We start from the raw sequence: 23,499 nt of genomic DNA on the forward strand, positions 1-23,499 counted from the left end.
CGCCCTGCATACCCAGGTAACGGTTGAGGATTGGGCCGAGCAGGTATCCCATGAAACCGGTCAAGGCGAAGGTCGAAACCAAACCCCACGCCGAGTCGCGTAATTTGTTGGTGAGGAAGAAAAGGCCGTAAAAGCCGATCAGCACGACGAACACGTTCGGATAAGGAACGTGATTTTGCTGAGCGATAAAAGCCATCACACCGCTGAAAGCAAGGGTGATAGCCAGTAGACCGTACGTATTGCGCAGGACGCGGCTAATCTCTAGCTGATCGGCCTGCACGCCTTTGTTAACTGCGTAATCCTGCTCGCGCATGGCGAAACTCCCGGTGGTTGAAATGTTAAGACGTAAAGATCATAACAGAGGCATTACGATTGGCTAGCATCAGAGTTTGACAGTGTGTTTCATTCGGGTATTATGGCGCCCGCAACAGAACGGAGGTGTGGCCGAGTGGTTTAAGGCAGCAGTCTTGAAAACTGCCGACTGTAACAGGTCCATGAGTTCGAATCCCATCGCCTCCGCCATATTTTGACGTTAAAGCCCTGAATATTCAGGGCTTTTTCGTATCTGCCGTACTGGCAACCCACAAAGAGTCCCACATTTTATTTTGGATGCCTCAGGAAGGCGTTAACGTTCATCTGGAAAAACTGATTCTCGCCAAGAGATCCTATGATTCAGTCAAAGCTAGCTTTTCAGGGCTGGCGCCCCCGCCACTGATCAAAAAACCTGACAGAAATACTGCGCCAACCGCATTCTTTCTTCTTTGATAATGGTACTGGCTGAGCTTATCAATTCTGGCTTTGATTGGGTCAGCGTTGAGGTCAACGGTTTTCAGAGCTGTGGCGATGCTCTCGCGTTTTGTGCGCAAAGCCGCCATGTTGAGCGTTCACGCCGAATCGAGCTAGCTCATGTCTGATGGGAAACCCTGAAAATTCTAGCTCTCAGGGGCGCGGCCTCAAAACTAAAGTTCTAACCAAGCTCACCGGGAAAGAAGTTTTCTTCGGGCTTTTCAAGGTTTCCATTAAGAAAAACTAACTCCGCCCCCTGATGCATATGTCTCCGAACTGCTTTCCAAAGCTAGTAACCTTTACGCCACCTCGGACTAACGTAAGTATAAGCTCTGGAGTTAGTGCTACCTGCTGCCGGTAAGCCTCTACCCGTGACGAAGTCTCCAGCTCGTAATAAAGATGCTTATCAGAATAGACATAGGCGGGAGGGGCTTCTGCCAATCCAAGGCGGCATAAGTTGTCAATGTACATCGGCACTAGATCGGGAAGGTCAAGCTTTGCCAATTCCCCAAACAACGAGACATTAACGGCCACATCATAGTTACCCGTGCCGAACTCCTTTTCGCCAGCTCTAACGGTAATAAGTGGAAAAGCTAAGGGCTCCATGAAGTAGGCAATCAACTTCGCTTCATCGGGAGTCAGTTGCTTGATGATTTCCACGAAAGCAGGGTGAGCCTCATTGGCAGTGTTCTTGTCCATGGCGGCAGCAAGAAGGTTTGCATACATGTCGCTCAATGACTCTTCGTGACCTGTGTACCGCAAAGCTTCGATTGCAGGGCCAGCCACATTTGGCTTTGGGGTGATGATGTCTTCAGGTGCGACGTCCTTCAGGCGATCCGCCACTTTTGTCGATATGAACTCTTGGCATTTTTCATAGCCCCAAACCAAGATGCCAACAGGAGCGAGGGCGACGTTGATGGCCTTACCAACTGTTTCCAATGACTTACCAAGCTGCTTGGCCACTGGCTGAACCATATCATCGTAGATGGGGACGGCTTTGAACAAGCCTGTCACCGCGTCGATTGTCGTCTTGACGTTTTTTTCACCACCAGCCTCTTCGCCCATGTAGCACCCAATCCTTGTAATGAAGTTGCGAGGTAGAATGCCATGGCAAGAGGCTATCAGACAGGGGTTAACAACGCAGCACCTGAACAACGTCTGCCATCGTCCATTGGGCATCCAGTTCATCAGTAAAACCATTGAACGCAGTAAGCTAGGAGGCAGGTGCTTTGATTAGTCTTTGACAGTTGGACACGACAGGCTCGCCTCGCGGCCCTACGAATTCGCCATAGAGCCGCCCCTAGCGCAACATTACAGGCCCTGTAATAGTTCCGATAGCGACAAGCCAAGCCCATCAGCAAGCACCTTGGCTGCATCTAGACTAGGGTTGGCGGTGCCAGTCTCAATACGAGACATGTACGTCCGAACGAAGCCGCACCGGTCAGCGAAGGCTTCCTGACTGAAGCCCTGCTCACTGCGAAGCTCTCGGATTCGTTGGCCGAAGTTCTTTCTGAAATTTTGGTTCGTCTGCATTCCCGAATGATGGGTTGCCGTGCTCTAATCGTGAACACACCAATCGTTGACACACTAACTGATACATTGATGTTCAAGAATCGCCTTGAGGGCGAACAGGCGTTGTAGGGATGAGCCATGAACGAGAAGATATTTGTACTGAGCAGCCACATGCGGCGGATATTAAACGGTTCAGGCTTGAAAGTTGTAGTCATGATGATGGCTATGATGTGCTCTGCTTTAAGCCAGGCCGATACCACCAACAGGAATATAATTGTGTGTAGGACTTCAGAATTTGTAAAGGATTTAATTAATGCAAACTCAAACAATGATGAAAAAATGACAGATTACCTACTTTCGAGAAATTTGTGCCAAGGCTTTAAGTCCGGATTGCAATATGAAGTGGTTTCTATCGCTGAAGACGGGATTTTAAGTATCGATTTCTTGGTTCCGACGACCAGTACAGTTCTTCGAATGTACAGTACTCGGGAACTGATGGGGTCTAAGTAATCAATGTTAACCATAGGGAAATTCGTTTTGAGAAAGCTTAATATTTGCGCAGCTTCAATGGTTTTAGTATTGTCAGCTTTAGCTGGTTGTTCAGATAAAGTAGAGTTGAAGGGTAAATATCTATGTAAGGGGAAGTATGACTGGCATACGATATATGACTTTTCTGAAGGCAAGAATGTAGAGCGGACAATGCCTGGGCTAGGTGGGGTTTTGGTCGATAAAGGAACTTATTTGATTGATGGAAAAGATCTAAAAATATTATTTATCAAGAGTGAAAGGCCAAATGTAAAAATTGGTGGGGTTATTTCTGAAGAAGAAAAAATGTCGATCGAGTTTTCTGTTTCACCAATTAGCGAAGGGAAGTTCGGGTTTAATGTTTCTAAAGATGACTCTAGTCTAGAGTGCCAAAGCAACGGAAGAATTATTCCTGAATATATCACGTTGCCCAAGAATTAACTCGAGTAAAAGCTAATGCTGCAAAAATAACCAATCACCCCATCCTTCGGAGCCGTCAGATGTCCTATGCAATCTGTACAAGGACATGGTGAAATGACATGGAACTGCTGCACTTAGGATATGGCGGTGCGCTAAACATTTCGAGGGCGGCAGGAAGTATTTACGACATTAAGTTTGAGGATTGTGTTCGGTCGAGAGCACGGATGCGCAAATCCCTGTTGCGGGCGGCATTTTCTGTTTGCATAAGCGCAGGTGACCTAATACTCATGCTTAACCTTGGTATAAGTTAAGTGCAATATAACCAAGGAGATTTATCTATGTCGCCCGTATTACTCATAGCTCTTCGCACCATTGCTGTTGCTATTGTCACAGCTATCTCTGCTATTCTCATTTCTGAGCTCGATGATTCTAATGATAAAAATCAGGACTAGGAAGCCCCCCCCTATGTTGATACCTATCAGGGTTAATAACTTTTCTCAATTTGGCCAGCCCGTTGTAATGGGATTGTAGGAGCAGCAATGATAGTGAGTTTGATGCGTGGCTTGTAGCTTGCGATCATCCCTGTTGAAATAACAGGGATTTTTAGTTGGGCTCGCAAGTTGTTAATAAGTAGGTTGGATATTTGAGTGTCTTTATTGCTTTTTAATTAATTAATGTATTTCGTTTAAAAATATCATCAGGGGTAACACGACTCATCGTTAATCGGCCCATGTTGTCAGGGGCGTACACCGCTACACCTGTTACCTAAAGAATTAATCTAATATGAATGGACACTCTGCTGGTTGGTTTGCTGGCGCAAGCCTTGCTTCTTCGTGATCTCAAAGCCATCTCGACTATTAGAGTTTTCTAAGGGTAACGGGGTAACAGTCGCCCTGCCTCTTAAAAATGTACCTTCCGGGTTCGTCCTACCGTAGATGCTTTCTCATTGGGAATACCTGTCATCCAATTTCAATAGCGGCCTCCCTGCTGATAAAAATTGACGGATTTATGACATACACTCGGATTGAACCACTAACTCCAGGCAGGCGCTTCACTACTGTGGATTTCCCATCGCTCCCCCTCTGAAGGAATCCATGCTCATTCAGAACACGGGTGACTAGCTTATAGTCAAAGCCTTCGCATAGATCATTTTTATATGCCTCGCTCAGCACGAGATACTCAGTGGTTCCATCGTCCAGTACCTTACGGAAACCAACACGGCGATTGGTTCTGTCACCTATGTTGTTGTCTCCAAGTCCCTCTTGAGCAATCAGAGTGAAGCGTGACTCTCCGTATTGTTCAAGGAAGTGGCGAACCTGAGCCAAGGCCCGAAGCTCTTCGGATGCGACGTTCCCGCCACGCTCCCCCAGCCAAGAATGGAAGCATCGTTGCACGCTATGGAGTGCTTCTCCCGCATCCCAAGGTAGTGCTCCGATTGAGATGGCGTATTCACCTACACCGGCCACCATGCCAAAGCGGGAGGCCGCACGGAAGACTTGCCCGTGCGAGTCGACTGGAACAAAGTCACCGACGAACTGCCCTTGGATCGCTTGGACCATGCTCACTGCACGATCACGCTCTTGAGCATTGCTAGTCAATGTTGTGAGCAACGCCTCCGCTACGGTCCCGTAGTAAGCCTCAGAGAGCTGCTGTAGCTGATCCGCAAAAGCTTGAGGGCTTGCGGCTCCATGCAAATTTTCGAATACTCCAAGGTTACAACCGCCATCTGATGGGATATCCAGCATACGAATTTCTTGTCCCGCACGAATGCGCCCACCTCCGGCGGCTACATGTTCAGCTAACCCAATTTCACCCGTGGAGATGAACAGTAAGCGCCAGGAGGCAATAGGACGAACACCTCCCATTCGGTTTGCACGGGCTTTCGCCTGACCATTGGCAAGTGTATAAGCGATATCGCCTGCATCTTGCGGGGAGACTTGTCCTAGCTCGTCCAGAATTAGCACGCACTCGTTATGTTCCATCGCCAACGATTCAATAGCATTAGAAGTAGTACGCCAGATACGCACCATGCCTTTATCGCCCCAGATACTCGCCGCCACGCTCAAGGTTTTAGTCTTTCCGCTACTGCTGGCGCCACGAAAATGGAATCCGCCGTTTTCTTCACCCAATAGATCCAGGAGCGGCCCAGCCATTGCGATACACACTGCGGTTACCATGCGAGAGTTGCCTACGCATTTAGCGCCCACATGAATCTTCCATTGGTCAAGGGTTCCTGAGGTGCCGAATGGAGGATGGCGAACGGCGTCCGTTGTTTGGAATAAAACTGGCTCTGCGTCTTGGCCGAATACTCGCTTGGGCAGAACAAAGACATTGCCGTGCCAACCCGTGGAGTCAACGCACAAGGCTCTAGCCTGAGGGGTAGCGGCAATTAAAAACTCTGTTAGAAAGTCAGCTCCACCCTTTGGGGCGAGGTCGGCACCAAGGCTTAGGAGTTGTCGACGATAGTCTTCGACACGGCCAGAAAGCATCTCGCGAGGCATCGACCACTCATGAACATTACCGTCCCGATCCTTGAACTTAAGTAACAGCCCCCATTGCTGGCCATTTTTGTTGCGGGTCAGCGCCTCTACATCAATACGTGAGGAGAGAGGCGTCAGGTACGGGCCTTCTTTATCTTTACGTTCAATGAACACGCCATCGTCACGAATCAGAAATTTACCGTAGCGAATCACCGGTCCAGGTGTGTGCATAGGCTCGAATGTGCAATCGGGAAGCAGCGAAATATGCTCCGCTGTCCATCCCATTGCTACGGCATCTGCTGCATCCCAACCTGTCGGTGGTACGAATCCGGGGGTCAGGCATAGGGAACCGGTCACGCTGTCAATTCCAGGCTCACAAGTAAACGGTTGCATGATTTTCACTCGTGCGGGGTGATCCCCTTGTACAAGAATGTTCGCTACCTGTTCAGCGTAGTCTTGCCCTGCTTTATCGTGGTCAGGCCAAATCATAACTTCACGCCCCGCCAACGGCGTTAAGTCAGCTTTACCAGCACTTTTTGCACCGTGCATGGTAGTTGTCACGACATGATCAGGGAACAGGGCTCGTGCTGCGTTCGCAGTTTTTTCCCCCTCCACTAACAGTACATGCGCTTCTCGATTCGTCGCTATCTGATCAAGGTTATAAAGAGGGTGCGGGGTCGGAAAACCATGGAAACGCCAAGAAACTCTCCCGGCTGGACTACGCATAAGTAGAGCTGGACGGATGGTTTTGCCGTCGTCGAGATCAAAGCGAAGGATGTAACCCAACAGATCCCCCATCTCGTTGCGATAGGGAAACGACATAGAGGGGTAACCAAGCCCATGGTAGCTCTGAATTGGGTCAGGAGCACCGGCTGGCGCGGGGTAGAGTAGAGTGCCCGGATCAGTATTCTGGCGTCTCTGAGGACGACGATTTGCAGTGTTACTCGTTGAGGGTGAGGCACTTGCTGTAGGAGTAGTGAGAGGTTGAGCTCTCTGTTCATCGGGTCTTTTCATCGAAGCTATCAGCATGTTTGCTGCTTTGACCTGGGGTACGTCTTTCAGATAGGCGACAAGGCTAATCAGGTCGCCACCTTTTGCGTTGTCATCCTCTGCAAAATCGGCCCATACGCCAGTGGTAGCGTTGATGCTGAAGGAGCCCAACTCGCTATCGTTACGTTTTGGATTGAAAGCTACAAACTCGTTTCCCCGTAGTTCGCCGTTCAGTCCTAGTCCAGTCATTAAGTCGTCAAAGAGCTCGATCAGTTTAAGGTTAAGTTTTTGAAAATCGATTTTTTTACCGGCCATGAGCCATCCCCCGGTCAGCATTGCCTGTTTGCTTCTGAGTTAGGCTGTTCATCCAGTCGTATACGTCTGTCGATTTCCAACCCACTGCACGGGCTCCCAATTTAACGGGAGGAGGAAAAGTTCCATCCTTGATTTCTGCGTAAATGCTAGAGCGTCCTTTCCCGGTGATTTCTTTCACCTTAGGAAGACGAAATATGGATAGCGTGTGGTGCTTAGCTTGCAGAGCGGCAACGTCGATTTCTGAGTCAGTCATCATTGGTCCTTTCAGTAGTGATCCATTCCCGCCGCTATCAAATCGATGACCTGAAGGCAGGGGAACTCGTTGGTGCTCAACCGTTCAAGTGAACGATTTCACGGATCAAACTGTGACTGCTCGGGTTGACCGATACCATTTTCGGTCAACTCTGCTGAAGCCCAGTCAGGGCAAGGGCTAGGCGTAAAAAGGCATGCTGACCGGTCAGGAATTTTTCGGTCAGGAGGGGTATGTAGCTACGCACAGGTAGGGGTAGTGATGGGCATAGCTGAATGGGGAAAACGTCCAGTCCTAGACTTTGATGTGTTTTCTGATGGTGTGAGGGGACTTCTCGCCGCCGATGCTGGATCTACTGATAATTTTCGCGATGTCATACTCAGATAAGGTGGGGTGGGTGCTTTTTATTTGTTCCGCTTCCTGCTGCCATTGGCGGTACTGATTTCGAGTCCTTACGTGTTGATTTTCTCGCCCCTGGCGGGCTTTGGGTTGAGGTGGTGCGGCTCCAAGCTCGCTTAGCCACGTTGGCATAGGCCACTGCTTCGCTGAGGCCCAGGTTACAAAGTCGACTAAACGAATTTCTTTTGGCGTACCTTTTTTTTGCTCTCCAACGGTGGGCAGCACCTTGCAGGAGACAGCGTTTGAGATCACGGCGTGACGATGTTCAAATTCCGCGTGCTGTTGCCCTAGGTGTAAAAGGGGCTCCTCAGTTTCAAAGGCCCCCGCCAGAAAATCAAAGGCTCTATCATCCTGTGCCTGTTGTCGAAGCTCCAGAATTGCTCTTGGCTCTATATCAAGAGAAAGCAGTGCAGCATCCGGGATCGTGATGCTTTCAAAATCTCGCCAATAATGTCCATCGACGGGAAAGTGGACGGAGAGGTCTGGCAAATCGTCGTTTTCAGTCATATCGGCGCCTCTGGCGCTTGGGTAGTATCGATGACGGCAGATGCCAAGGGCAGGGCTGAGTCACGCTTATTAAGGTCTGTGTCGCCCACATGACTTTCTTTGACCGAGGCAGCAAAAGCGGCCCATGCCAGCATCAAATCTCGCCTCTTTTCAAACAAGTCGCCTCTCCGGTACGCAGCCTCCACCTTGTCTTTGATCGTGTGGGCTAATGCCATTTCACAGGCATCACGTGAAAAAGTTGTCTGTTCCGATGCCCAGTCTCTGAATGAAGATCGAAAACCGTGGGCGGTAATCGTCAGCCCCATACGGCGTAGGATCATCAGGAAGACCATATTGGACATGGGTTTTTTAGCGTCCCGCCCTGGGAAAATATAGTCGCTGTCATCAGCTAGAGCCTTGGCACGGGTCAACAACTCGATACTAGTAGGGGTGAGCGGAATTCGGTGCTCACGTTTAGCCTTCATTCGGCTGGCTGGGATCGTCCAGACGCCATCGCTTAAGTCAACCTCGCTCCATTTCGCCAATAGGACTTCACCGGTACGGCTCGCGTTTAGAATTAAGAATTCGAAGGCTAGCGTCGCCAGCTCGCTGGATGAGGTCTTTCGGAGGCTCTGGAGAAACGCTGGTAGCTCAGCATATGGCAACGCTTCGTGGTGCTCATCCTTTCCAGGCTGTTTGGGTAACCCTTTGCTTACGCTATCGATAGGGTTGTCCCCGGTCCGAAACCCCGCAGCCTTTGACCAATCTAAAACGGTGCCTATACGCTGCCTGACTCGTTTTGCCGTCTCAGGCTTTGTGAGCCAGATCGGAGCTAGTGCTCCTAGGATTTCAGGTGTGTTGATCCGATCAACAGGTAGATCCCCGAACTTGGGAAATACGTAAGTTGTTAGCGTGTTGATCCACTGGTCTGCATGCTTTGCGTTCGCCCATGATGTGGAGTGTTCGGCATGAACTGTTCTCGCCGCAGCTTCAAACGTGGGAATAACCACTCGTGTTTGACGACGAATAGCTACCGGATCACCGCCATTTCGGGCAATTTTTCGGTACTCTAGAGCTGTTTCACGAGCCTCTGCGAGGGTAGTAACCGATAGCCCTCCGAGGCCAATATCCCGTCGTTTTTCTTGGACATTTATGCGCAATACCCACCGTTTTGCTCCAGATGGGTCGACAATTAAGTAAAGCCCATTGCCATCGGCGTATCGCCCAGGGTCTTTGGTTGCACGAACTGAAACGGCCGAAAGTCTTTTTTCGCGATGTGGTCCTGTTGCCTTTCCCAAAGAGCATCCCTCATTTCATCCCACATTATTTAGTGGATGATAGCAAATCCTGCTGGACGTAGCCGAATATAAAAATGACATACGGCCCAACAAAACAAGGGGATATAGGAGTTTTATGGAAGTGCCTGGACTTTAATCTGGCGGACATCGCCTCCGCCATACAATCCCTTGTTCCTCAAGGGCTTTTTCCAGAAGCACACGCGCTCTGGAGAAGATTCAAGGAACAAAACGGGAACCCATGAAACGGGGAGACCTCTGAAAAGAGGCTCCCCGTTTTCATGTCTGGCGTTTGAGATGTGTTCAGCATTGCGACAACATTGGGGGCCCCAAGGCTTGGTCTCATGGCTGAAAACGCTATCTAATCTCGGTACATGAGCGGATACATTTCTGAATCCATATTTTCGGAAATTTGCCCTAACGTGTTTGGCATATTGCCGGCATGAGGAGCTTTGTGATGATTTATCCAGAATCGCAAGTGATGGAGCTGATGGGCGGTGCCAAAGACGCATCGTATGGATGCAGTCATCCGTGGGGGCGTCTCATTGGTGGCTATCGATAATTTGTTTAAGCACGGAGTTAATGCGGTCAGCGTCGGCGGCATATCCGCTTTAGAAGCGGCCGCCACGACTCCCGGTTATACCGCGGCAGAAGAAACCCTAGAGCGAATCAACCATGGGTTCTTTGCATGACCGCACGTGTTTTCTGGCGTATTTCAAATTTCAAAAATTTGAGCGGAATCGGTGGCACCAAGGTTTCAGCCCACTGGCATACCAAAGGGCGGCCGGTCGTTTATTTCTAAAAGACTAAGCAGCCTCGGCGACCGCGTTTGATGCCTGAATAGGAGCGCTTTCATGAGGGGCAGACGTTGTTCGTCGATGGTGGTGCTTCGATTGGTCGCCTTTCTGCTTCGTTCCCCCTTTTGCTTCCTGATACAGCATCCTTCCGTGCTAGCTTTGGGCTCTACCCAAAGGTATTGGAGGCCTGACAAATTATTGAAAATACCCAGAGTTACGCTGAGTTCTTCCAGACGCTAATAAGCCAGATCGAGTCTGTTCGAGGGAAGCCTACCACTGACGGTGGCTTCTATACCCAGACCAAAGCTAGAGCGATTCAGATTTTCAGAATGGAAATCTATCTTCGAGACTATAGAAAAAAGTACGGGACGGTATGGATGCCTCTTCCCGGTATCAGTGCTGCCAATCATCGTATCCTGACCAAATTCCATTGGACGATACCTGCTATCGAAGCGCTGACCATTGAGCAGGTATTCTTTGCTCTCCATGACGAGGTAGTGAATCACCCTATATCGGAAGGGGCAGAGGCGGCGCTGAAGCAATACGCTCTTCGAGATATGCCAGCAGAGGGTCCATTTCAGGACTTTTTGAAAAATGAATGGATACCGGAAATTGCAGAGCTAATGCCTTCAGACGATCCGTTTTAGCAGCATTGAAACCATGTGTTTCTTCGAGATGCGTGCTCAGATCAGTGAACATGCTTTGGAAATTACTCGTTCATCAGTCTCGCGACCCGTAACAGGTCCATGGAGACCTCTGAAAAGAGCCTCCCCGTTTTCATGTCTGGTGTTTGAGATATGTTCTGCATTGCGAGAACATTAGGGTCGTTTTCCCGGATTGTTTTCAAAATTTCTGAAATATTCTTCTGTTTCCCGCACACGAGCCGATACAGGTTTAGGATCAGATACCCACCCACAAGGATTCACCCGTTGGAATCAACACTGGAAACAGTTGCCCTTTTTTCCCTCAAGCTGGCGTACGAAAAGGAGGGTGACAGTCCGATTCGGCGTAAAGACGCAGTGATGAGTGATTACCAGAAAGATGTTTTTGGCTTATTGCTGCGTAGAGGCGATATCGATGCTATCCAGCTTAAAATGGACGCGTGCCTGGGGCTGGCGCTGAACGCTCTAGGTGGGGTGGATACGCCGCTGGGGAAGGAGCTTCATAAACTGTCAGGCAGTTTTAATAGCGCAGAGACGATGGAAGCACTGGATGCACCATTAACTGCGCTCAAGGATTATTTGAAAGACGCTCAGTAATAAGCGATTGCCGGGCTGTGGATGCTGTCTTTTTCCTGCAAATACGGTAAAAGCATCTTATGACTGAGCGCCTCCTCACGCGATAGAACGCTGGTGGGGGTTGCGGCGCTGAATTCGGCCTTGCATGGTAATCGCATGGGGCTAACTCTCTTACTTCCCATGACTGGAATCTCGATGCTGGCGTACAACAAAAAAAGCTTTCTTATCGCCGACGATTTCTCCGATTTTCGTAGCTCGGTCAGGTCCATGCTGCGCGAACTGGGTGCTGTGGAAGTAGATACCGCCGACACGGGCGAGCAGTCACTGGCCATGTGTGCGGTGAAGCGCTATGACTTTATCCTGCATGATTTCAACTTTGGCGACGGTAAGAAAAATGGCCAGCAGGTGCTCGAAGACCTGATGGTCGACAAGCTGATGAGCCATGAAGCTATTTTTATCATGGTCACTGCCGAGAATAGCCAAGCCATGGTGATGAGTGCTCTGGAGTGGGAGCCAGACGCCTATCTGACCAAACCGTTTAACCGCGCCGGGCTGGCCCAGCGGCTTGAAAAGCTTGTTCAGCGCAAGACGTTGCTCAAACCTATTCTTCAAGCGCTTGATCGCGATAAGCCTGTCGAAGTGTTGGCCGCTTGCGCCAAGCTTACCGAGCAGGATCAGCGCTATGGTCCCCTGTGCTTACGCTACAAGGCCAACGCCTTGCGCGATCTGAATCAGAACGACGCGCTGGAAAGCTTTCTCAAGGATATCCTGGCCGACCGCGCCACGCCTTGGGCTTACGCGGGACTTGGCAAATTGTTGCTCAAGGGCGGCAAGGCCACCGACGCGAAGGCGATTTACGAGCGGGCCATCATTGCCTTCCCGATGATCCCGACGCTCTACGATGGTCTGGCTGATGTATTGGTTAACCTTGGTGAGGTCAAGCGTGCCCAAAGCGTACTTGAGGCTGCGGTGCGTTTGTCGCCCTTAGCGGTGCGTCGCCAACGGTTACTGGGCAAACTGGCACTGGGCAACGAAGATTTTGAAAGCGCCTCCAAGGCCTATCGCCATGCAGTGGCCCAAGGCAAGTATTCGCGCTTCAAGGACCCAGAGAGCAACCTCGGCCTGGCGCATGCGCTGATCAGCAAGAATGGTGACAATGGGCTGGATGCCCGCTCCCGGGTGGAGCTCAATCAGACATTGGGCGATGTGGCGAAGGAATATGGAGACGATCAGGGTCTCCAGCTACGCACGGGCTTGATGAAAGCAACCAGCTTGAAACATTCGGACCCTGAAGCCGCCGCGAAACTGACTGAGCAGGCGTTGGCACGTCTTGGGGGCATGGATGAATTTTTTGGCGCCGAGACGGCGCTATTGGTTGCTGCTCAACTGCAGCAATTGGGTCAAGAAGATGCAGGCGCCGGAATACTGAAAAACTGCGTGGAGATCTACGGAGATGACCCGACGGTAATGCAGGGTATCGCACGCCTGACCGATGACCCCGCGATCCTCGGTGCGGGCAAGGCTGCGGGCGACCTCAACCTTCAAGGTGTGCGCAGCTACAAGGCCGGTAATCTTGTCGAAGCGCAAGACTTCTTCCGTCGTGCCTTGGCGTTGCAGTCGAAGAACATCAGTATCGCGCTGAACATGGTGCAATCACTGCTCTATGTGAAAGGCGCGCCGCCAGATGCTACGGGTCTTGAAGAGTGTCGGGTTTGCCTGAAAATGATTGGCATGATGCCTGACACCGATCCACGGTATGAACGTTACCGAAAACTGCAAACCAAGGCGTTCGGCGCATGAATGAACACGATGAGGGGCTCGACTTCTCAATGGTGATCGCCTCCGTCGTACATGACATGAAGAACTCCCTGTCGACGTTGATGAATGCTCACAGCCAGTGGTTGATGCAGCTGCCCGAAGCCCAACAAAGCATTCCTGAGCATGGGGCCATCGAATACGAATTCGCTCACCTCAACGGAATGCTGGTGCAACTGCTCGGGTTATACAAACTGGGCGTCAACCAGTTACCGCTACGCCCCGACTACCAAGAGCTCGATGATTTCATCGAAGCGTTGTTGGCGAGCCATCAGGACGTCTTGCGCAGTCATGGCATTGCCGCGAGCTACGAAGTCGAGGGCTTTAACAAACTCGGGTTCTTTGACCGTGAACTGATTGGCTCGGTGGTGGCAAACGTCGTTATCAACGCGATCCGTTATGCCCGCCACGCTCTAGTGATCAGCGCCCACGAAGAAGACGGTCAGTGGGTGCTGACCATAAATGACGACGGCCCAGGATACCCGGCGCAAATGATCGAGCGTCAGTCAGACTTTGTCCAAGGCATCAATCAACGTAGCGGCAGCACGGGCCTGGGCCTCTACTTCGCTGCACGCATCGCTGAACGACACGAACGCAACGGCGTGCGTGGGCACATCGAGTTAGCCAACGGTGGCAAGCTGGGCGGCGCAAAGTTCTCTATTTACCTACCCTGAAGGTTCGTCGATTGTCCAGACTAGCGTCTAGGGAGCATGCGTTTGAGCGTGTCATCTTTTATTAGATAGTGGTGGGCCAGACCCGCCACCGCATGCAAACCAATTAGCCAGTAGCCAGCGTTGCCCAGTAGTTCATGCCAGCCTTTGAGCTGCTTGGCAAACTCCGGATCGACAGCCACCGGGGCTGGCAAGAAAAACTCAAAATACGGAACAGGCTTACCTGCTGCCGCGAGCATCAGCCAGGCAAGGATCGGCGTTGCAATCATCAACGCATAAAGCGCCAAGTGCATAAGGTGAGCCATGCCCGTCTGCCAAGCTGGCGGCGGTGGAGAAATGCTCGGCGCAGGCTTTAAACGTCCCAGCAAACGAATCCACACCAGGGCAAAAATCGACAGCCCAAATACGCTATGCATCCCCAGGAAAATCCCCCTTAACGCATTCCCTCTCGGCAGTAAGCCTTTGAGTTCGATACAGCCATAGACACCGACGAAAAGCGCCAGCATCAACCAGTGCAGTGTCATCGATAGTTTTCCATAACGGGGTGAAACTGAAGCTTGGTTCATGAATACGACTCTGAAAGTGAAATGGCAGCCCTTACTCTAGACACACAGTCTTAAGGGAGTCTTAAGGCAGCTTGAAGGCGTGGCCAATAGATTTTTTGCCACCTTCAGATTGCGTTAAGAAACCGCATTGATACTCCCCCCACTTGCTGACTGGGGGGAGGAACTTCGCCAATGCCTGATATTGATTGGAACATCTGTTTGCCATTGTGTTTCGGCAACGCCGGGGCGCCCGCTCTGACCCTCACTCGTGCCTTGCCGCAAGAGCCTTTGCGCAATGATTTCGAAACGTTCATTCAGGAGCGTTTTCGCAAGGCCCACAACGCTGATGTGCGCCACTTCATGCCCGAACTGTTCGGGCTGAATGATGGCGCTGGCACGCTTTGCGCGGTGGCCGGTATCCGCCTCGCCACGTCCGGGAGGCTGTTTCTGGAGAACTACCTGGACGACCCCATTGAACATCAGGTTCACGCCGCCGCCGGACGCCCGGTTGATCGGCAGGGCATCGTTGAAGTCGGCAATCTCGCTGCCAGCAGCCTCGGCAGCGCACGGATAAGCATTATCACCATCACCTGGTTGCTGGCGATGGGCGGATTGGAGTGGGTCGCCTTCACGGGAAATATCGGTTTGGTAAATAGCTTCAATCGACTCGGCCTGCGTCCGGTCACGTTGTGCGAGGCGGATCCGTTGCGCCTTGGGGACGAGCGTCACGCGTGGGGCAGTTACTATGAAACGCAGCCTAGCGTGCATGTTGGCGACATCCGGTCCGGCTTCTTGCACCTTAGCAAAATAGGCCTCTTTGAGCGTTTCGGACTGCCACTGACACTGGAGCAAAGCTGCTATGTCGCGTGAGCGTGAAGCTTTTTTTCAACGGCTGTCGACTTTCGCCAGCGAGCAGCCACAAAAGATCGCGCTATGGGGAGAGGACCTGGGGCTCGATTATGCAGCGCTTTTCGCTGAAATTGAGCTGCGTCGACAATTGCTCCGCAACGCCGGCGCGCGGGTAGTGGCGCTTGTGTTGGATAACGGGCCGAACGCCCTGATCTGGGACTTGGCGATTCTATTCGAGGGGCTGAGCTGCGTGGCCTTGCCGCCCTTTTTTAGCGTCAGCCAGCGACTGCACTGCCTTGAGCAGAGCCATGCCGACCTAGTCATAGCGGAGCAAGCACATGGCGCGGAGCTGCAAGCGGCGCACTATGACGTATCTGGACAGTTTTGGCGGCGCACCTTTACCACTTCCGGAAACATGCCTGCCCAGACCGCCAAACTGACTTTTACCTCTGGCACCACAGGAACCCCAAAGGGCGTTTGCCTCAGTGCGGACAGCATCTTGACCGTCTCTCGTGAGTTGTACGAGGCCAGCCAGTCCGTTAAACCCGAGCACCACCTGACGCTGTTGCCACTGGCGATCCTGCTGGAAAATATCGGTTGCTACGCGGCATTGTATGCCGGCGCCAGGATCAGCCTTCCAAGTCAGCAGGCATTGGGTATTCAGGGCGCCAGCGGGGTCGATACCCCACGCTTGCTGACGTATCTAAATCAAAGACGTCCGGACAGCATGATTTTGGTGCCGCAGCTGTTATTGCTGCTGGTCATGTCCTGCGAGAAGGGCGCTTTCGATGCCACGATGCTGCGCTTCGTCGCGGTGGGAGGCGCCTGTGTCAGCGTGGATTTGCTGTTGCGCGCGCAATCGGCGGGTATCCCGATTTACGAAGGGTATGGCTTGTCGGAGTGCGCTTCTGTGGTTGCCCTTAACCGTCCGGGGGCGCATCGGCCGGGAAGTGTTGGCCGACCGCTACCCCATATTCAGGTGCGATTGGCCGAGGACGGTGAAGTGCTTATCGGTGGCTTGCCGATGCTGGGTTATTTGGGCGACACGCAGCCCGCTTAGCCTGGTGGCCGACGGGCGATCTGGGCGAATTCGACGCCCAAGGCTATCTGTACCTGAGGGGTCGCAAAAAAAACCAATTCGTCACCAGTTTCGGTCGCAACGTCAACCCTGAATGGATAGAAGCCGAACTCACCCAAGGCGGACTAATTGCACAGGCTTTCGTCTATGGCGAAGCCATGCCGCATAACCACGCGTTGCTCTGGCCCAATCATCCCGATATCACTGATCTCCAGCTCGCCGAAGCCGTAGCGCAGGCCAACCTTACGTTACCCGACTACGCCAGGATTCAGGGCTGGACAAGGCTTGAGCAGCCGTTCAGTACCGCCAACGGCCTGGCCACGGCCAATGGTCGGCCGCGCCGAGACGCGATCCTGAGTCAGTACGGCCACTACTTTATTTCATCGAATCAAGCTGAAGGCATTCCATCATGAGTTTTTTTCAAACCTTGCAGGACGCCACTCGCGAAGAGCGTGAAACGCTATTCAACCTGCCGATCATTCATCAGGCGTTACTGGGCCAAGTCACACTGGAAAGTTATCGGGCATTTCTGTCCCAGGCCTATTACCACGTACGTCACACCGTCCCGTTGATGATGGCCTGTGGCGCACGGCTGCCTACGCGCCTGGAATGGCTTCGCGCGGCGGTGTGCGATTACATAGAGGATGAATACGGCCATGAGCAATGGGTGCTCGATGACCTGCGCGCCTGTGGCGCTGACGCCGATGCTGTGCGTGATGGGCAGCCTGGAACGCCCATCGAACTGATGGTCGCGTTTCTGTATGACCTGATTGCACGCGGCAACCCGGTAGGCCTGTTCGGTATGGTCAACGTCCTTGAGGGCACCAGCATTGCGCTGGCGACCCACGCCGCTGACAGCATTCGCCAAAGGCTTGAGCTTCCAGCAACCGCCTTCAGCTATTTGAGCTCCCACGGCAGCCTTGACATCGGACATATGGAAACCTACCGCAAGCTGATGGACCGGGTAGACGATCCACACGATCAAGCCGCAGTGATTCACGCCTCCAAAGTCGTCTATCGCCTCTACACCGAGATGTTCCGCGACCTGCCTGGCGTCCAGGTAAACACGCTCGAGGAATCTGCGCATGCAACTCTCTGAAGCAAGGGTTGTGCTGACGGGTGCCAGCGGTGGCATCGGCCTGGCCATTGCCGAGGCATTGTGCAAGCAGGGCGCGCAAGTGCTGGCAGTGTCCCGGCACGAAGAACCTCTGCTGCCGTTGCTTGCACACTATCCGGACTTGCTGCATTGGGTCGAAGCCGACCTTTGCACTCCAGAAGGCCGTAAGCACGTGGCTACGTCGGCGCAGGCCATACCCGGCGTCAACCTGCTGATCAATGCTGCTGGCATCAACCAGTTTGCTATGCTGGAGCAGTTACCGGCCAGCGACATTGACTCAATGCTGACGATCAACCTGCATGCGCCGATCCTGTTGATTCGCTTGATGCTGCCGCTGCTGAAACAAGCCCAAAGCGCCATGGTGGTGAATGTCGGCTCCACGTACGGTTCTATTGGCTACGCAGGGTATGCGACGTATTGCGCGAGCAAATTTGCGCTACGCGGCTTCTCCGAAGCACTGCGTCGTGAGCTGGCGGATACGCGAGTCGGCGTCCTGTACGTTGCGCCAAGGGCAACCCGAACCGCAATGAATAGCCCCGCCGCCCAAGCGCTGAACGATGCATTGAATTCCAACGTTGATGATCCGCAACACGTGGCCAAGGCCGTTCTTCATGCTATTGCCGGTGATCGGCGAGAACTTTATCTCGGCTGGCCGGAACGTTTTTTTGTCGGGCTTAACAGCATTTTGCCAACCTTGGTCGACCGAGGACTGCGCAAGCATCTGCCCCTGATTCGTCTCTTGAGTAACACCTCTTTAGAAGAGAAAAACAAACTATGAACAGAATCGCTTTTGCTCTTCTGGGGTGATCATCAATTCCGTCAAGGGCACTATGCTCAAGCCCGCCCAGATTGTGAATAGGCTGATGCGGGCCGTAGAACAGAGACCCAGCTATTGCTGGTCGATGTGAACAAGAAGCTCAAATAACGGAGAAACCATGCGTTTGCTGCTCATCGAAGACGACGTTGCACTCGGAGAAGGCATTCTTCAAGCCCTCAATCGAGAAGGTTATACCGTCGACTGGCTCAAGGATGGAAGCAGTGCACTGCATGCGTTGCTCAGCGAAACCTTCGATTTGGCGATTCTCGATCTTGGTTTGCCCAAACTCGATGGCCTAGAGGTACTGCGTATGCTGCGCCACAGCGGCTCGAATGTGCCTGTACTGATCCTCACCGCACGCGACGCTACTGAGGACCGGATAGCCGGACTGGATGCCGGCGCTGATGATTACCTAATCAAACCGTTCGATGTTTCTGAGCTGAAGGCCAGGCTGCGCGCCTTGCTACGCCGTAGCGCCGGTCGTGCCAAGGTGTTAATTGAGCACGCAGGTATCAGCCTCAATCCAGGCACGCAACAGGTTAGCTACAACAACGAATCGGTTGCCCTGACGCCCAAGGAATACCAGCTGCTATACGAACTGCTCTCGCCGCCTGGTCGAGTGATGACCCGCGAACGGTTGGTGCAGTTGTTGTACGGCTGGAACGAGGAGGCTGAAAGCAACACCCTTGAAGTGCATATCCACCACCTGCGCAAAAAATTCTCGAGTGATCTGATCCGTACGATTCGAGGCGTGGGCTACTTGGTGGAGGAGCGTTCTTGAACTCGATACGTCGCCGCATCCTGACCCTGATCATCGGCCTGCTGCTGGTCGGCCTGCTGGTTCTGACACTCTTCAACGTGTATGACAGCAACCATGAAATCGCCGAAGTTTACGATGCGCAATTAGCGCAAAATGCGCGATTGCTGGAGGGCGTCATGCGCATGCCGCTGGACCGCGCGGAACACGTGCAACTTTACCAGGCGTTCAATGATGCGCTTGGCCAGGCCGAGTCGCGGGGCGACGGGCATCCTTATGAGAGCAAGATCGCCTTTCAGGTGTGGGACAACGAAGGCACTTTGCTGGTGCGCACGGCCAGTGCGCCGACGTTTACCGGCCGTCCGGACGGCGCGGGTTTTAGCTACTTTGTTGATCTGAACAGGATCGAGTGGCGCGTGTTTATACTCAAGGATGCTGAACTCGGGCTGAGGATTTGGGTGGGGGAGCGTGATGATGTGCGTTCAGATCTGGTCGACCGCATTGTTCGTCACACAGTGTTGCCGAACCTGATCGGCAGTGTGGTGCTGATGGTGGCTATCTGGCTGGCTATCAGTTGGGGGCTAAAGCCGCTGGCCAACTTTGCCAGTACCCTCAGGGGGCGTCATTCCGGGTCGCTGCAACCGCTGCGCCTGACATTGCCCAGTGAACTCGAACCGATGCAGGCTGCCTTGAACCGGTTGCTAGGGCAAATTCAGGACCTGCTCAACCGCGAGCGCCGATTTATTGCCGACGCGGCTCATGAGATGCGCACACCACTGGCAGTGCTTAGGGTTCATGCGCAAAACGTACTGGAGGCACGCAACGAAGAACAGCGGCGTGAATCTTTGGGCTACCTGATCATTGGCGTTGATCGCACCACTCGTTTGGTCAACCAACTACTGACTATCGCCCGCCTGGAGCCAAGCGCGTCTTGCGCCAGTAAAACGCCTGTGGATCTGGTCAGCGCCGTGCGCGAAAGCCTGGTGCAACTCACACCCTGGGTACTGAGCAAAGGTCTGGAGCTTTCATTCGAATGTGTCGAGAACGCCCACGAGGTTACCGTTGATTTTGAGGCCATCAATGTTGCCCTGCACAACCTCATTACCAATGCAGTCAACTTCTCGCCTAAAGGCGGTCAGGTTACTGTGGGCCTGTCTTTTCTGAGCAGTCATTTTCTGCTGACAATCGACGATCAAGGTCCCGGCATCGACGAAGTGGAGCGTGACCGCCTGTTTGAGCCTTTCTACAGTCGAGGTAATGATCAGGGGGTGGGTCTTGGGCTGGCCATCGTGCAAAAGGCCGCTCGGGTTAATGGTGGTGAAGTAAGCTTGGACAACCTGGCGAACGGCGGGCTTCGCGCGACGTTGAAAATACCGTTTGCTTGATCTTCCCTGGATATCCTGTAGGCACAATATGGGTCTGCCGCACATTCTGTTGGAGATTCTATGTTTGAAAGCATCCACAGACCTTGGTCACCCCCCTACGGGAGCGAATTCATTCGGGAAGGCAAATAACGCGATATTTCAGATTCTGTAGGAGCGAACTTGTTCGCGAAGGCCACGCCTCGGTCTGTCTGGTACACCGCGTCGTCTGCTTCCCGAACAAGTTCGGTCCCACAGGTTCTCGGCATACCGCCGGACTTGGGGCAGCTCACCCTTTGGGAGCAGGCTTGCCTGCGAATGGATTGACTTGGTGGTTCCTGACAGTCCGCTTTCGTCGGCCCCAAAAAAACGTGTCTCGCTCTTTGGCGCGATTCGCCAAAGCTACTGGAGTACAGTTCACGCTCAGAAGACCCAGAGCGACGCACATGTCACCGTTTTTCTGCTACTCGAACCGTCAGCTATCCAGCGTGCTCACCTGCGTTGTATTGCTCATTCCGTTTGTCTTTGGACAAGCAAATGCGGCAACCCGCTGCGGCACAGGGCTAATCAATAATGGCGACTCTATGCAAACCGTGATGGAAAAGTGCGGAGAGCCGTTCAAAAAAAGTAGCGAAGGCCCTGCAAGGTGGCCCAATGGTGTTCCACGATTGAACGCCGCCGTTATAAGTATTTGGGTCTACGGGCCTAACGGTGGTGCTTATCAATATCTACGGTTTATCGATGAAAAACTCGTTGCGATTGATTTTAAGCGGGAGTGATTGGCGGTGCCCAATGCCTCGGTTCTGTTCTAGACCTCAACCTATCCACTGTCATCATTGCTCCCGCCCACGCGTGCGCTAGCACCTCATGGCTTGCCATATCTGCGGGTAAAAGATCAAGATTACGATCTGGATAGGAGCCATAATCATGCAGAGTGTTTTGGCCGACATGGCCGACGTGGCCGTCAGCGTGTCCGAACTGAAGAAAAATCCGTCCGCGGTATTGAATGGGGTGCACGGTGGTCCGGTCGCTGTGCTGAATCACAATCGCGTGATGGGTTACATGGTGCCCGCCGATGTATTCGAGGCAATGATGGAGCGCTTAGACGATATGGATTTGGCTGAGCTGGTCCGTTCCCGTCGGCATGAGACCCCGGAGCCAGTGGACTTGAATGACTTATAAGCTTGAGTTCTTGCCCTCAGCGCGCAAGGAATGGAACAAACTTGGACACACCTTGTGTGAGCAATTCAAGAAAAAACTTGCGGAGCGAATTGTGTCATCACGGTGCGTGCGTTGATTACAAAGAATCACTGACGCCGGATGCTGTTCGAGCAGCTTGCGCGCCTCAGGCGCCGAGTCGGCCAGAAGCACTTCAAATTCTGGGTTCAAGACCCGAGACAACGATTCTCGCGAGCGCAATTCGTCGTCCACCACAAGAATAGTCGGCAGGTCGGATTGCGTGTCAGAGGTCGAAGTCATGGACAGACAAAGAAGATAATAGGGAGGTTCACGACGATGCCGGGCTGTTGCGAATGAGGGGCGATAGTAGCATCGCCCTGGTCGACGGGCGGGCCGTTTGCAGGCCATGGCTGGTTGGGGTGGCATGGCTCTGAAACCTTACCAGTCGCGATTACGTTCGTTGCGTTCATGAAGAATGCGCACAATCGAGATTGTTTCATGAGCGACGTGGTAAGCAACGATGAAAGAGTAACGGGTTAAAACCAGTTCACGAACGTCAGGCGCCTGAGAAGGGCGGCCCATCCCCTTGAAGATTTTAAGCTGTTCAATGGATTCAAAAATGTCTGCGATAGCGGTGTCAGCTCTGTGGTCGCCTGAGTGCGATGCATAATGTTCATGAATCGCATCCAAGTCGCTTTGTGCTTTTTCAGTCAGTTCGATGAGCGGCACGCTTTACCCACTTTGCTTTGACAGTTTCCAGATCAGTCACCCTGCCAGCTTCGACATCAGCCATACCTTCGGCGATGGCTTTGACGTGCCAGGATTCAGATTCAACATAACGAGCCAAGGCGCGCTTGAGATGGTATTGACGATCGCGATCAGTGGCCAAAGCCAATTGATCAAGCTGTTCTACCAACACCTCTTCAACGCGGAATGACAAGACAGGCGAAGCCATAATCTATTCCTTACGTGATGTCGTATACGCTGTATACATTGATGGGTAATGTAATCACTCACTGAGGCTAATGCAACTGGGCAGTGAAATAGAACGCCGCGACCACCCAGCGCAGGATGCCGCGAATGCGCTCGCGTTGGCTGACATCGGTCACGGTCAATCCTTATTTAAATGATCAGAAAATATAATCAGTGGTCAAAAAACTCGACTCGTGGTTATGAATAATCTCGCTGATCAGGGCTTTGTTACCGTCCTGGAACTTGGTCGCGACCAACGTCCGAATCGAAAACACCCGCAACGCATCATGGACCGACAAGGTGCCTTCGGCCGAATTCTTGCGGCCGTTGAACGGGAAGGTGTCCGGGCCGCGTTGGCACTGGGCGTTGATGTTGATGCGCCCGACCTGATTGGCGAAGGTGTCAACCAGGCGACCGACTTCAGAGGAGTCGTTGCCGAACAGGCTCAGTTGTTGGCCGAAGTCTGACTCCAGCACATAGTCGATCGCGGTATTTAAATCGCGATAAGGGACGATGGGCACCACCGGGCCAAATTGTTCTTCGGCATAGACGCGCATCTCGGTGGTCACCGGGTACAGCACTGCCGGGTAGAAGAACGAGCTGCGAATTTGCCCGCCGTTGGCGTTGACCACCTTCGCGCCTTTGCTGACGGCGTCGGCCACGACTGAACTCAGGTAGTCGGTCTTGCCTATTTCCGGCAGCGGCGTCAGCGATACGCCGGGCTCCCAAGGCATGCCCGGCTTGAGGGTGTCGAGTTTGCGATTGAATTTTTCGATAAAGCTGTCGACCACGTCTTCATGAACGAAGAGGATTTTCAGAGCGGTGCAGCGTTGGCCGTTGAACGA

General features: G+C 52.7%; 26 protein-coding genes, 1 tRNA gene and 2 pseudogenes. 17 read left to right on the forward strand and 12 right to left on the reverse strand.

Annotation, left to right across the window (positions count from 1 at the left end; genetic code table 11):
• On the reverse strand, window positions 1-313 hold a 313-nt coding region (locus M0974_RS29265; protein ID WP_297845279.1), incomplete at its 3' end, for a Bax inhibitor-1 family protein.
• 121 nt (window positions 314-434) lie between these two features.
• Here M0974_RS29265 and M0974_RS29270 point away from each other — a divergent pair.
• Window positions 435-522: transfer RNA gene (locus M0974_RS29270), tRNA-Ser, on the forward strand.
• Window positions 523-665: 143 nt separating this feature from the next.
• Here the strand turns inward: M0974_RS29270 and M0974_RS29275 are convergent.
• The 3 genes from M0974_RS29275 to M0974_RS29285 all read right to left on the reverse strand — a co-directional run bounded on the left by M0974_RS29275 (window position 666) and on the right by M0974_RS29285 (window position 2,319).
• Complete coding sequence (locus tag M0974_RS29275; RefSeq protein ID WP_297845282.1) at window positions 666-875, reverse strand: hypothetical protein; 210 nt, start codon at window positions 873-875, stop codon at window positions 666-668.
• Window positions 876-1,029: 154 nt separating this feature from the next.
• Entirely contained in the window at window positions 1,030-1,851 is an 822-nt protein-coding gene (locus tag M0974_RS29280) for a DUF4393 domain-containing protein (RefSeq protein WP_297845285.1), read from the reverse strand.
• Window positions 1,852-2,097: 246 nt separating this feature from the next.
• Window positions 2,098-2,319 carry a helix-turn-helix transcriptional regulator gene (locus M0974_RS29285; RefSeq protein WP_297845287.1) on the reverse strand — a complete coding sequence of 74 codons (222 nt, stop codon included), beginning with the start codon at window positions 2,317-2,319 and terminating at the stop codon, window positions 2,098-2,100.
• Between the two features lie 117 nt (window positions 2,320-2,436).
• On the opposite strand from M0974_RS29285, the gene M0974_RS29290 reads away from it, so the two are divergent.
• Both M0974_RS29290 and M0974_RS29295 read left to right on the forward strand, forming a co-directional pair.
• Complete coding sequence (locus M0974_RS29290; RefSeq protein ID WP_297845290.1) at window positions 2,437-2,808, forward strand: hypothetical protein; 372 nt, start codon at window positions 2,437-2,439, stop codon at window positions 2,806-2,808.
• 27 nt (window positions 2,809-2,835) lie between these two features.
• Window positions 2,836-3,264: a hypothetical protein gene (locus tag M0974_RS29295; RefSeq protein ID WP_297845293.1), complete on the forward strand. Its 429-nt coding sequence runs from the start codon at window positions 2,836-2,838 to the stop codon at window positions 3,262-3,264.
• Window positions 3,265-4,202: 938 nt separating this feature from the next.
• Here the strand turns inward: M0974_RS29295 and M0974_RS29300 are convergent.
• From M0974_RS29300 to M0974_RS29315, 4 genes are all read right to left on the reverse strand, one after another.
• Window positions 4,203-7,028, reverse strand: a complete 2,826-nt coding sequence (locus tag M0974_RS29300) for a DUF927 domain-containing protein (RefSeq protein ID WP_297845296.1) — start codon at window positions 7,026-7,028, stop codon at window positions 4,203-4,205.
• The gene (locus M0974_RS29305) at window positions 7,018-7,284 is read right to left on the reverse strand and encodes a helix-turn-helix transcriptional regulator (protein ID WP_367279066.1); all 267 of its coding nucleotides are present in this window, start codon (window positions 7,282-7,284) and stop codon (window positions 7,018-7,020) included. Before M0974_RS29305 ends, M0974_RS29300 begins: the two co-directional genes overlap by 11 nt.
• A 288-nt stretch (window positions 7,285-7,572) precedes the next feature.
• Window positions 7,573-8,184: a hypothetical protein gene (locus M0974_RS29310; protein WP_297845300.1), complete on the reverse strand. Its 612-nt coding sequence runs from the start codon at window positions 8,182-8,184 to the stop codon at window positions 7,573-7,575.
• Window positions 8,181-9,461, reverse strand: coding sequence for a site-specific integrase (locus M0974_RS29315; protein WP_297845303.1), 1,281 nt, complete (start codon window positions 9,459-9,461; stop codon window positions 8,181-8,183). The genes M0974_RS29310 and M0974_RS29315 overlap by 4 nt, the downstream gene beginning before the upstream one ends.
• A 512-nt stretch (window positions 9,462-9,973) precedes the next feature.
• On the opposite strand from M0974_RS29315, the gene M0974_RS29320 reads away from it, so the two are divergent.
• From M0974_RS29320 to M0974_RS29340, 5 genes are all read left to right on the forward strand, one after another.
• Complete coding sequence (locus M0974_RS29320) at window positions 9,974-10,150, forward strand: hypothetical protein (protein WP_297845305.1); 177 nt, start codon at window positions 9,974-9,976, stop codon at window positions 10,148-10,150.
• 302 nt (window positions 10,151-10,452) lie between these two features.
• A complete protein-coding gene (locus M0974_RS29325) occupies window positions 10,453-10,902 on the forward strand; it encodes a hypothetical protein (RefSeq protein WP_297845347.1) in 450 nt (149 codons plus the stop codon).
• Window positions 10,903-11,184: 282 nt separating this feature from the next.
• Window positions 11,185-11,514, forward strand: coding sequence for a hypothetical protein (locus M0974_RS29330; protein ID WP_297845306.1), 330 nt, complete (start codon window positions 11,185-11,187; stop codon window positions 11,512-11,514).
• A gap of 174 nt (window positions 11,515-11,688) precedes the next feature.
• The gene (locus M0974_RS29335) at window positions 11,689-13,293 is read left to right on the forward strand and encodes a response regulator (RefSeq protein WP_297845309.1); all 1,605 of its coding nucleotides are present in this window, start codon (window positions 11,689-11,691) and stop codon (window positions 13,291-13,293) included.
• Window positions 13,290-13,982, forward strand: a complete 693-nt coding sequence (locus M0974_RS29340; protein ID WP_297845312.1) for a sensor histidine kinase KdpD — start codon at window positions 13,290-13,292, stop codon at window positions 13,980-13,982. The genes M0974_RS29335 and M0974_RS29340 overlap by 4 nt, the downstream gene beginning before the upstream one ends.
• 20 nt (window positions 13,983-14,002) lie before the next feature.
• Here M0974_RS29340 and M0974_RS29345 read toward each other — a convergent pair whose 3' ends face one another.
• On the reverse strand, window positions 14,003-14,545 hold the full coding sequence (locus M0974_RS29345; protein WP_297845315.1) for a cytochrome b: 543 nt from the start codon (window positions 14,543-14,545) through the stop codon (window positions 14,003-14,005).
• Between the two features lie 171 nt (window positions 14,546-14,716).
• Between M0974_RS29345 and M0974_RS29350 the strand changes: the two genes are divergently transcribed.
• The 9 genes and pseudogenes from M0974_RS29350 to M0974_RS29390 all read left to right on the forward strand — a co-directional run.
• Window positions 14,717-15,394 (forward strand): thermostable hemolysin, encoded by a 678-nt coding sequence (locus M0974_RS29350; RefSeq protein WP_297845317.1) that lies wholly within the window; start codon window positions 14,717-14,719, stop codon window positions 15,392-15,394.
• Window positions 15,384-16,864 (forward strand): annotated as a pseudogene (locus M0974_RS29355) (AMP-binding protein). Before M0974_RS29350 ends, M0974_RS29355 begins: the two are co-directional and overlap by 11 nt.
• A complete protein-coding gene (locus M0974_RS29360; RefSeq protein ID WP_297845319.1) occupies window positions 16,861-17,550 on the forward strand; it encodes an iron-containing redox enzyme family protein in 690 nt (229 codons plus the stop codon). Before M0974_RS29355 ends, M0974_RS29360 begins: the two are co-directional and overlap by 4 nt.
• Window positions 17,537-18,346, forward strand: a complete 810-nt coding sequence (locus tag M0974_RS29365) for an SDR family oxidoreductase (RefSeq protein ID WP_297845322.1) — start codon at window positions 17,537-17,539, stop codon at window positions 18,344-18,346. Before M0974_RS29360 ends, M0974_RS29365 begins: the two co-directional genes overlap by 14 nt.
• A 157-nt stretch (window positions 18,347-18,503) precedes the next feature.
• Window positions 18,504-19,166 (forward strand): response regulator, encoded by a 663-nt coding sequence (locus tag M0974_RS29370; RefSeq protein ID WP_297845324.1) that lies wholly within the window; start codon window positions 18,504-18,506, stop codon window positions 19,164-19,166.
• Window positions 19,163-20,527: an ATP-binding protein gene (locus tag M0974_RS29375; RefSeq protein WP_297845327.1), complete on the forward strand. Its 1,365-nt coding sequence runs from the start codon at window positions 19,163-19,165 to the stop codon at window positions 20,525-20,527. Before M0974_RS29370 ends, M0974_RS29375 begins: the two co-directional genes overlap by 4 nt.
• 422 nt (window positions 20,528-20,949) lie before the next feature.
• Entirely contained in the window at window positions 20,950-21,282 is a 333-nt protein-coding gene (locus M0974_RS29380) for a DUF2845 domain-containing protein (protein WP_297845330.1), read from the forward strand.
• A 148-nt stretch (window positions 21,283-21,430) separates the two neighbouring features.
• Window positions 21,431-21,685 carry a type II toxin-antitoxin system Phd/YefM family antitoxin gene (locus M0974_RS29385; RefSeq protein ID WP_297845333.1) on the forward strand — a complete coding sequence of 85 codons (255 nt, stop codon included), beginning with the start codon at window positions 21,431-21,433 and terminating at the stop codon, window positions 21,683-21,685.
• Window positions 21,675-21,776, forward strand: a pseudogene (locus M0974_RS29390) (type II toxin-antitoxin system RelE/ParE family toxin); the annotation flags it as partial. The gene M0974_RS29385 and the pseudogene M0974_RS29390, both read left to right, overlap by 11 nt.
• 344 nt (window positions 21,777-22,120) lie before the next feature.
• Here the strand turns inward: M0974_RS29390 and M0974_RS29395 are convergent.
• The 3 genes from M0974_RS29395 to M0974_RS29405 form a co-directional block, all read right to left on the reverse strand.
• Window positions 22,121-22,411 carry a type II toxin-antitoxin system RelE/ParE family toxin gene (locus tag M0974_RS29395; protein WP_297845337.1) on the reverse strand — a complete coding sequence of 97 codons (291 nt, stop codon included), beginning with the start codon at window positions 22,409-22,411 and terminating at the stop codon, window positions 22,121-22,123.
• A complete protein-coding gene (locus tag M0974_RS29400; protein WP_297845340.1) occupies window positions 22,389-22,637 on the reverse strand; it encodes a CopG family ribbon-helix-helix protein in 249 nt (82 codons plus the stop codon). Before M0974_RS29400 ends, M0974_RS29395 begins: the two co-directional genes overlap by 23 nt.
• A gap of 175 nt (window positions 22,638-22,812) precedes the next feature.
• On the reverse strand, window positions 22,813-23,499 hold a 687-nt coding region (locus tag M0974_RS29405), incomplete at its 5' end, for an aldehyde dehydrogenase family protein (protein ID WP_297845344.1).

This window comes from Pseudomonas sp. (assembly GCF_026224925.1).
In the GTDB taxonomy this organism is placed as follows: domain Bacteria; phylum Pseudomonadota; class Gammaproteobacteria; order Pseudomonadales; family Pseudomonadaceae; genus Aquipseudomonas.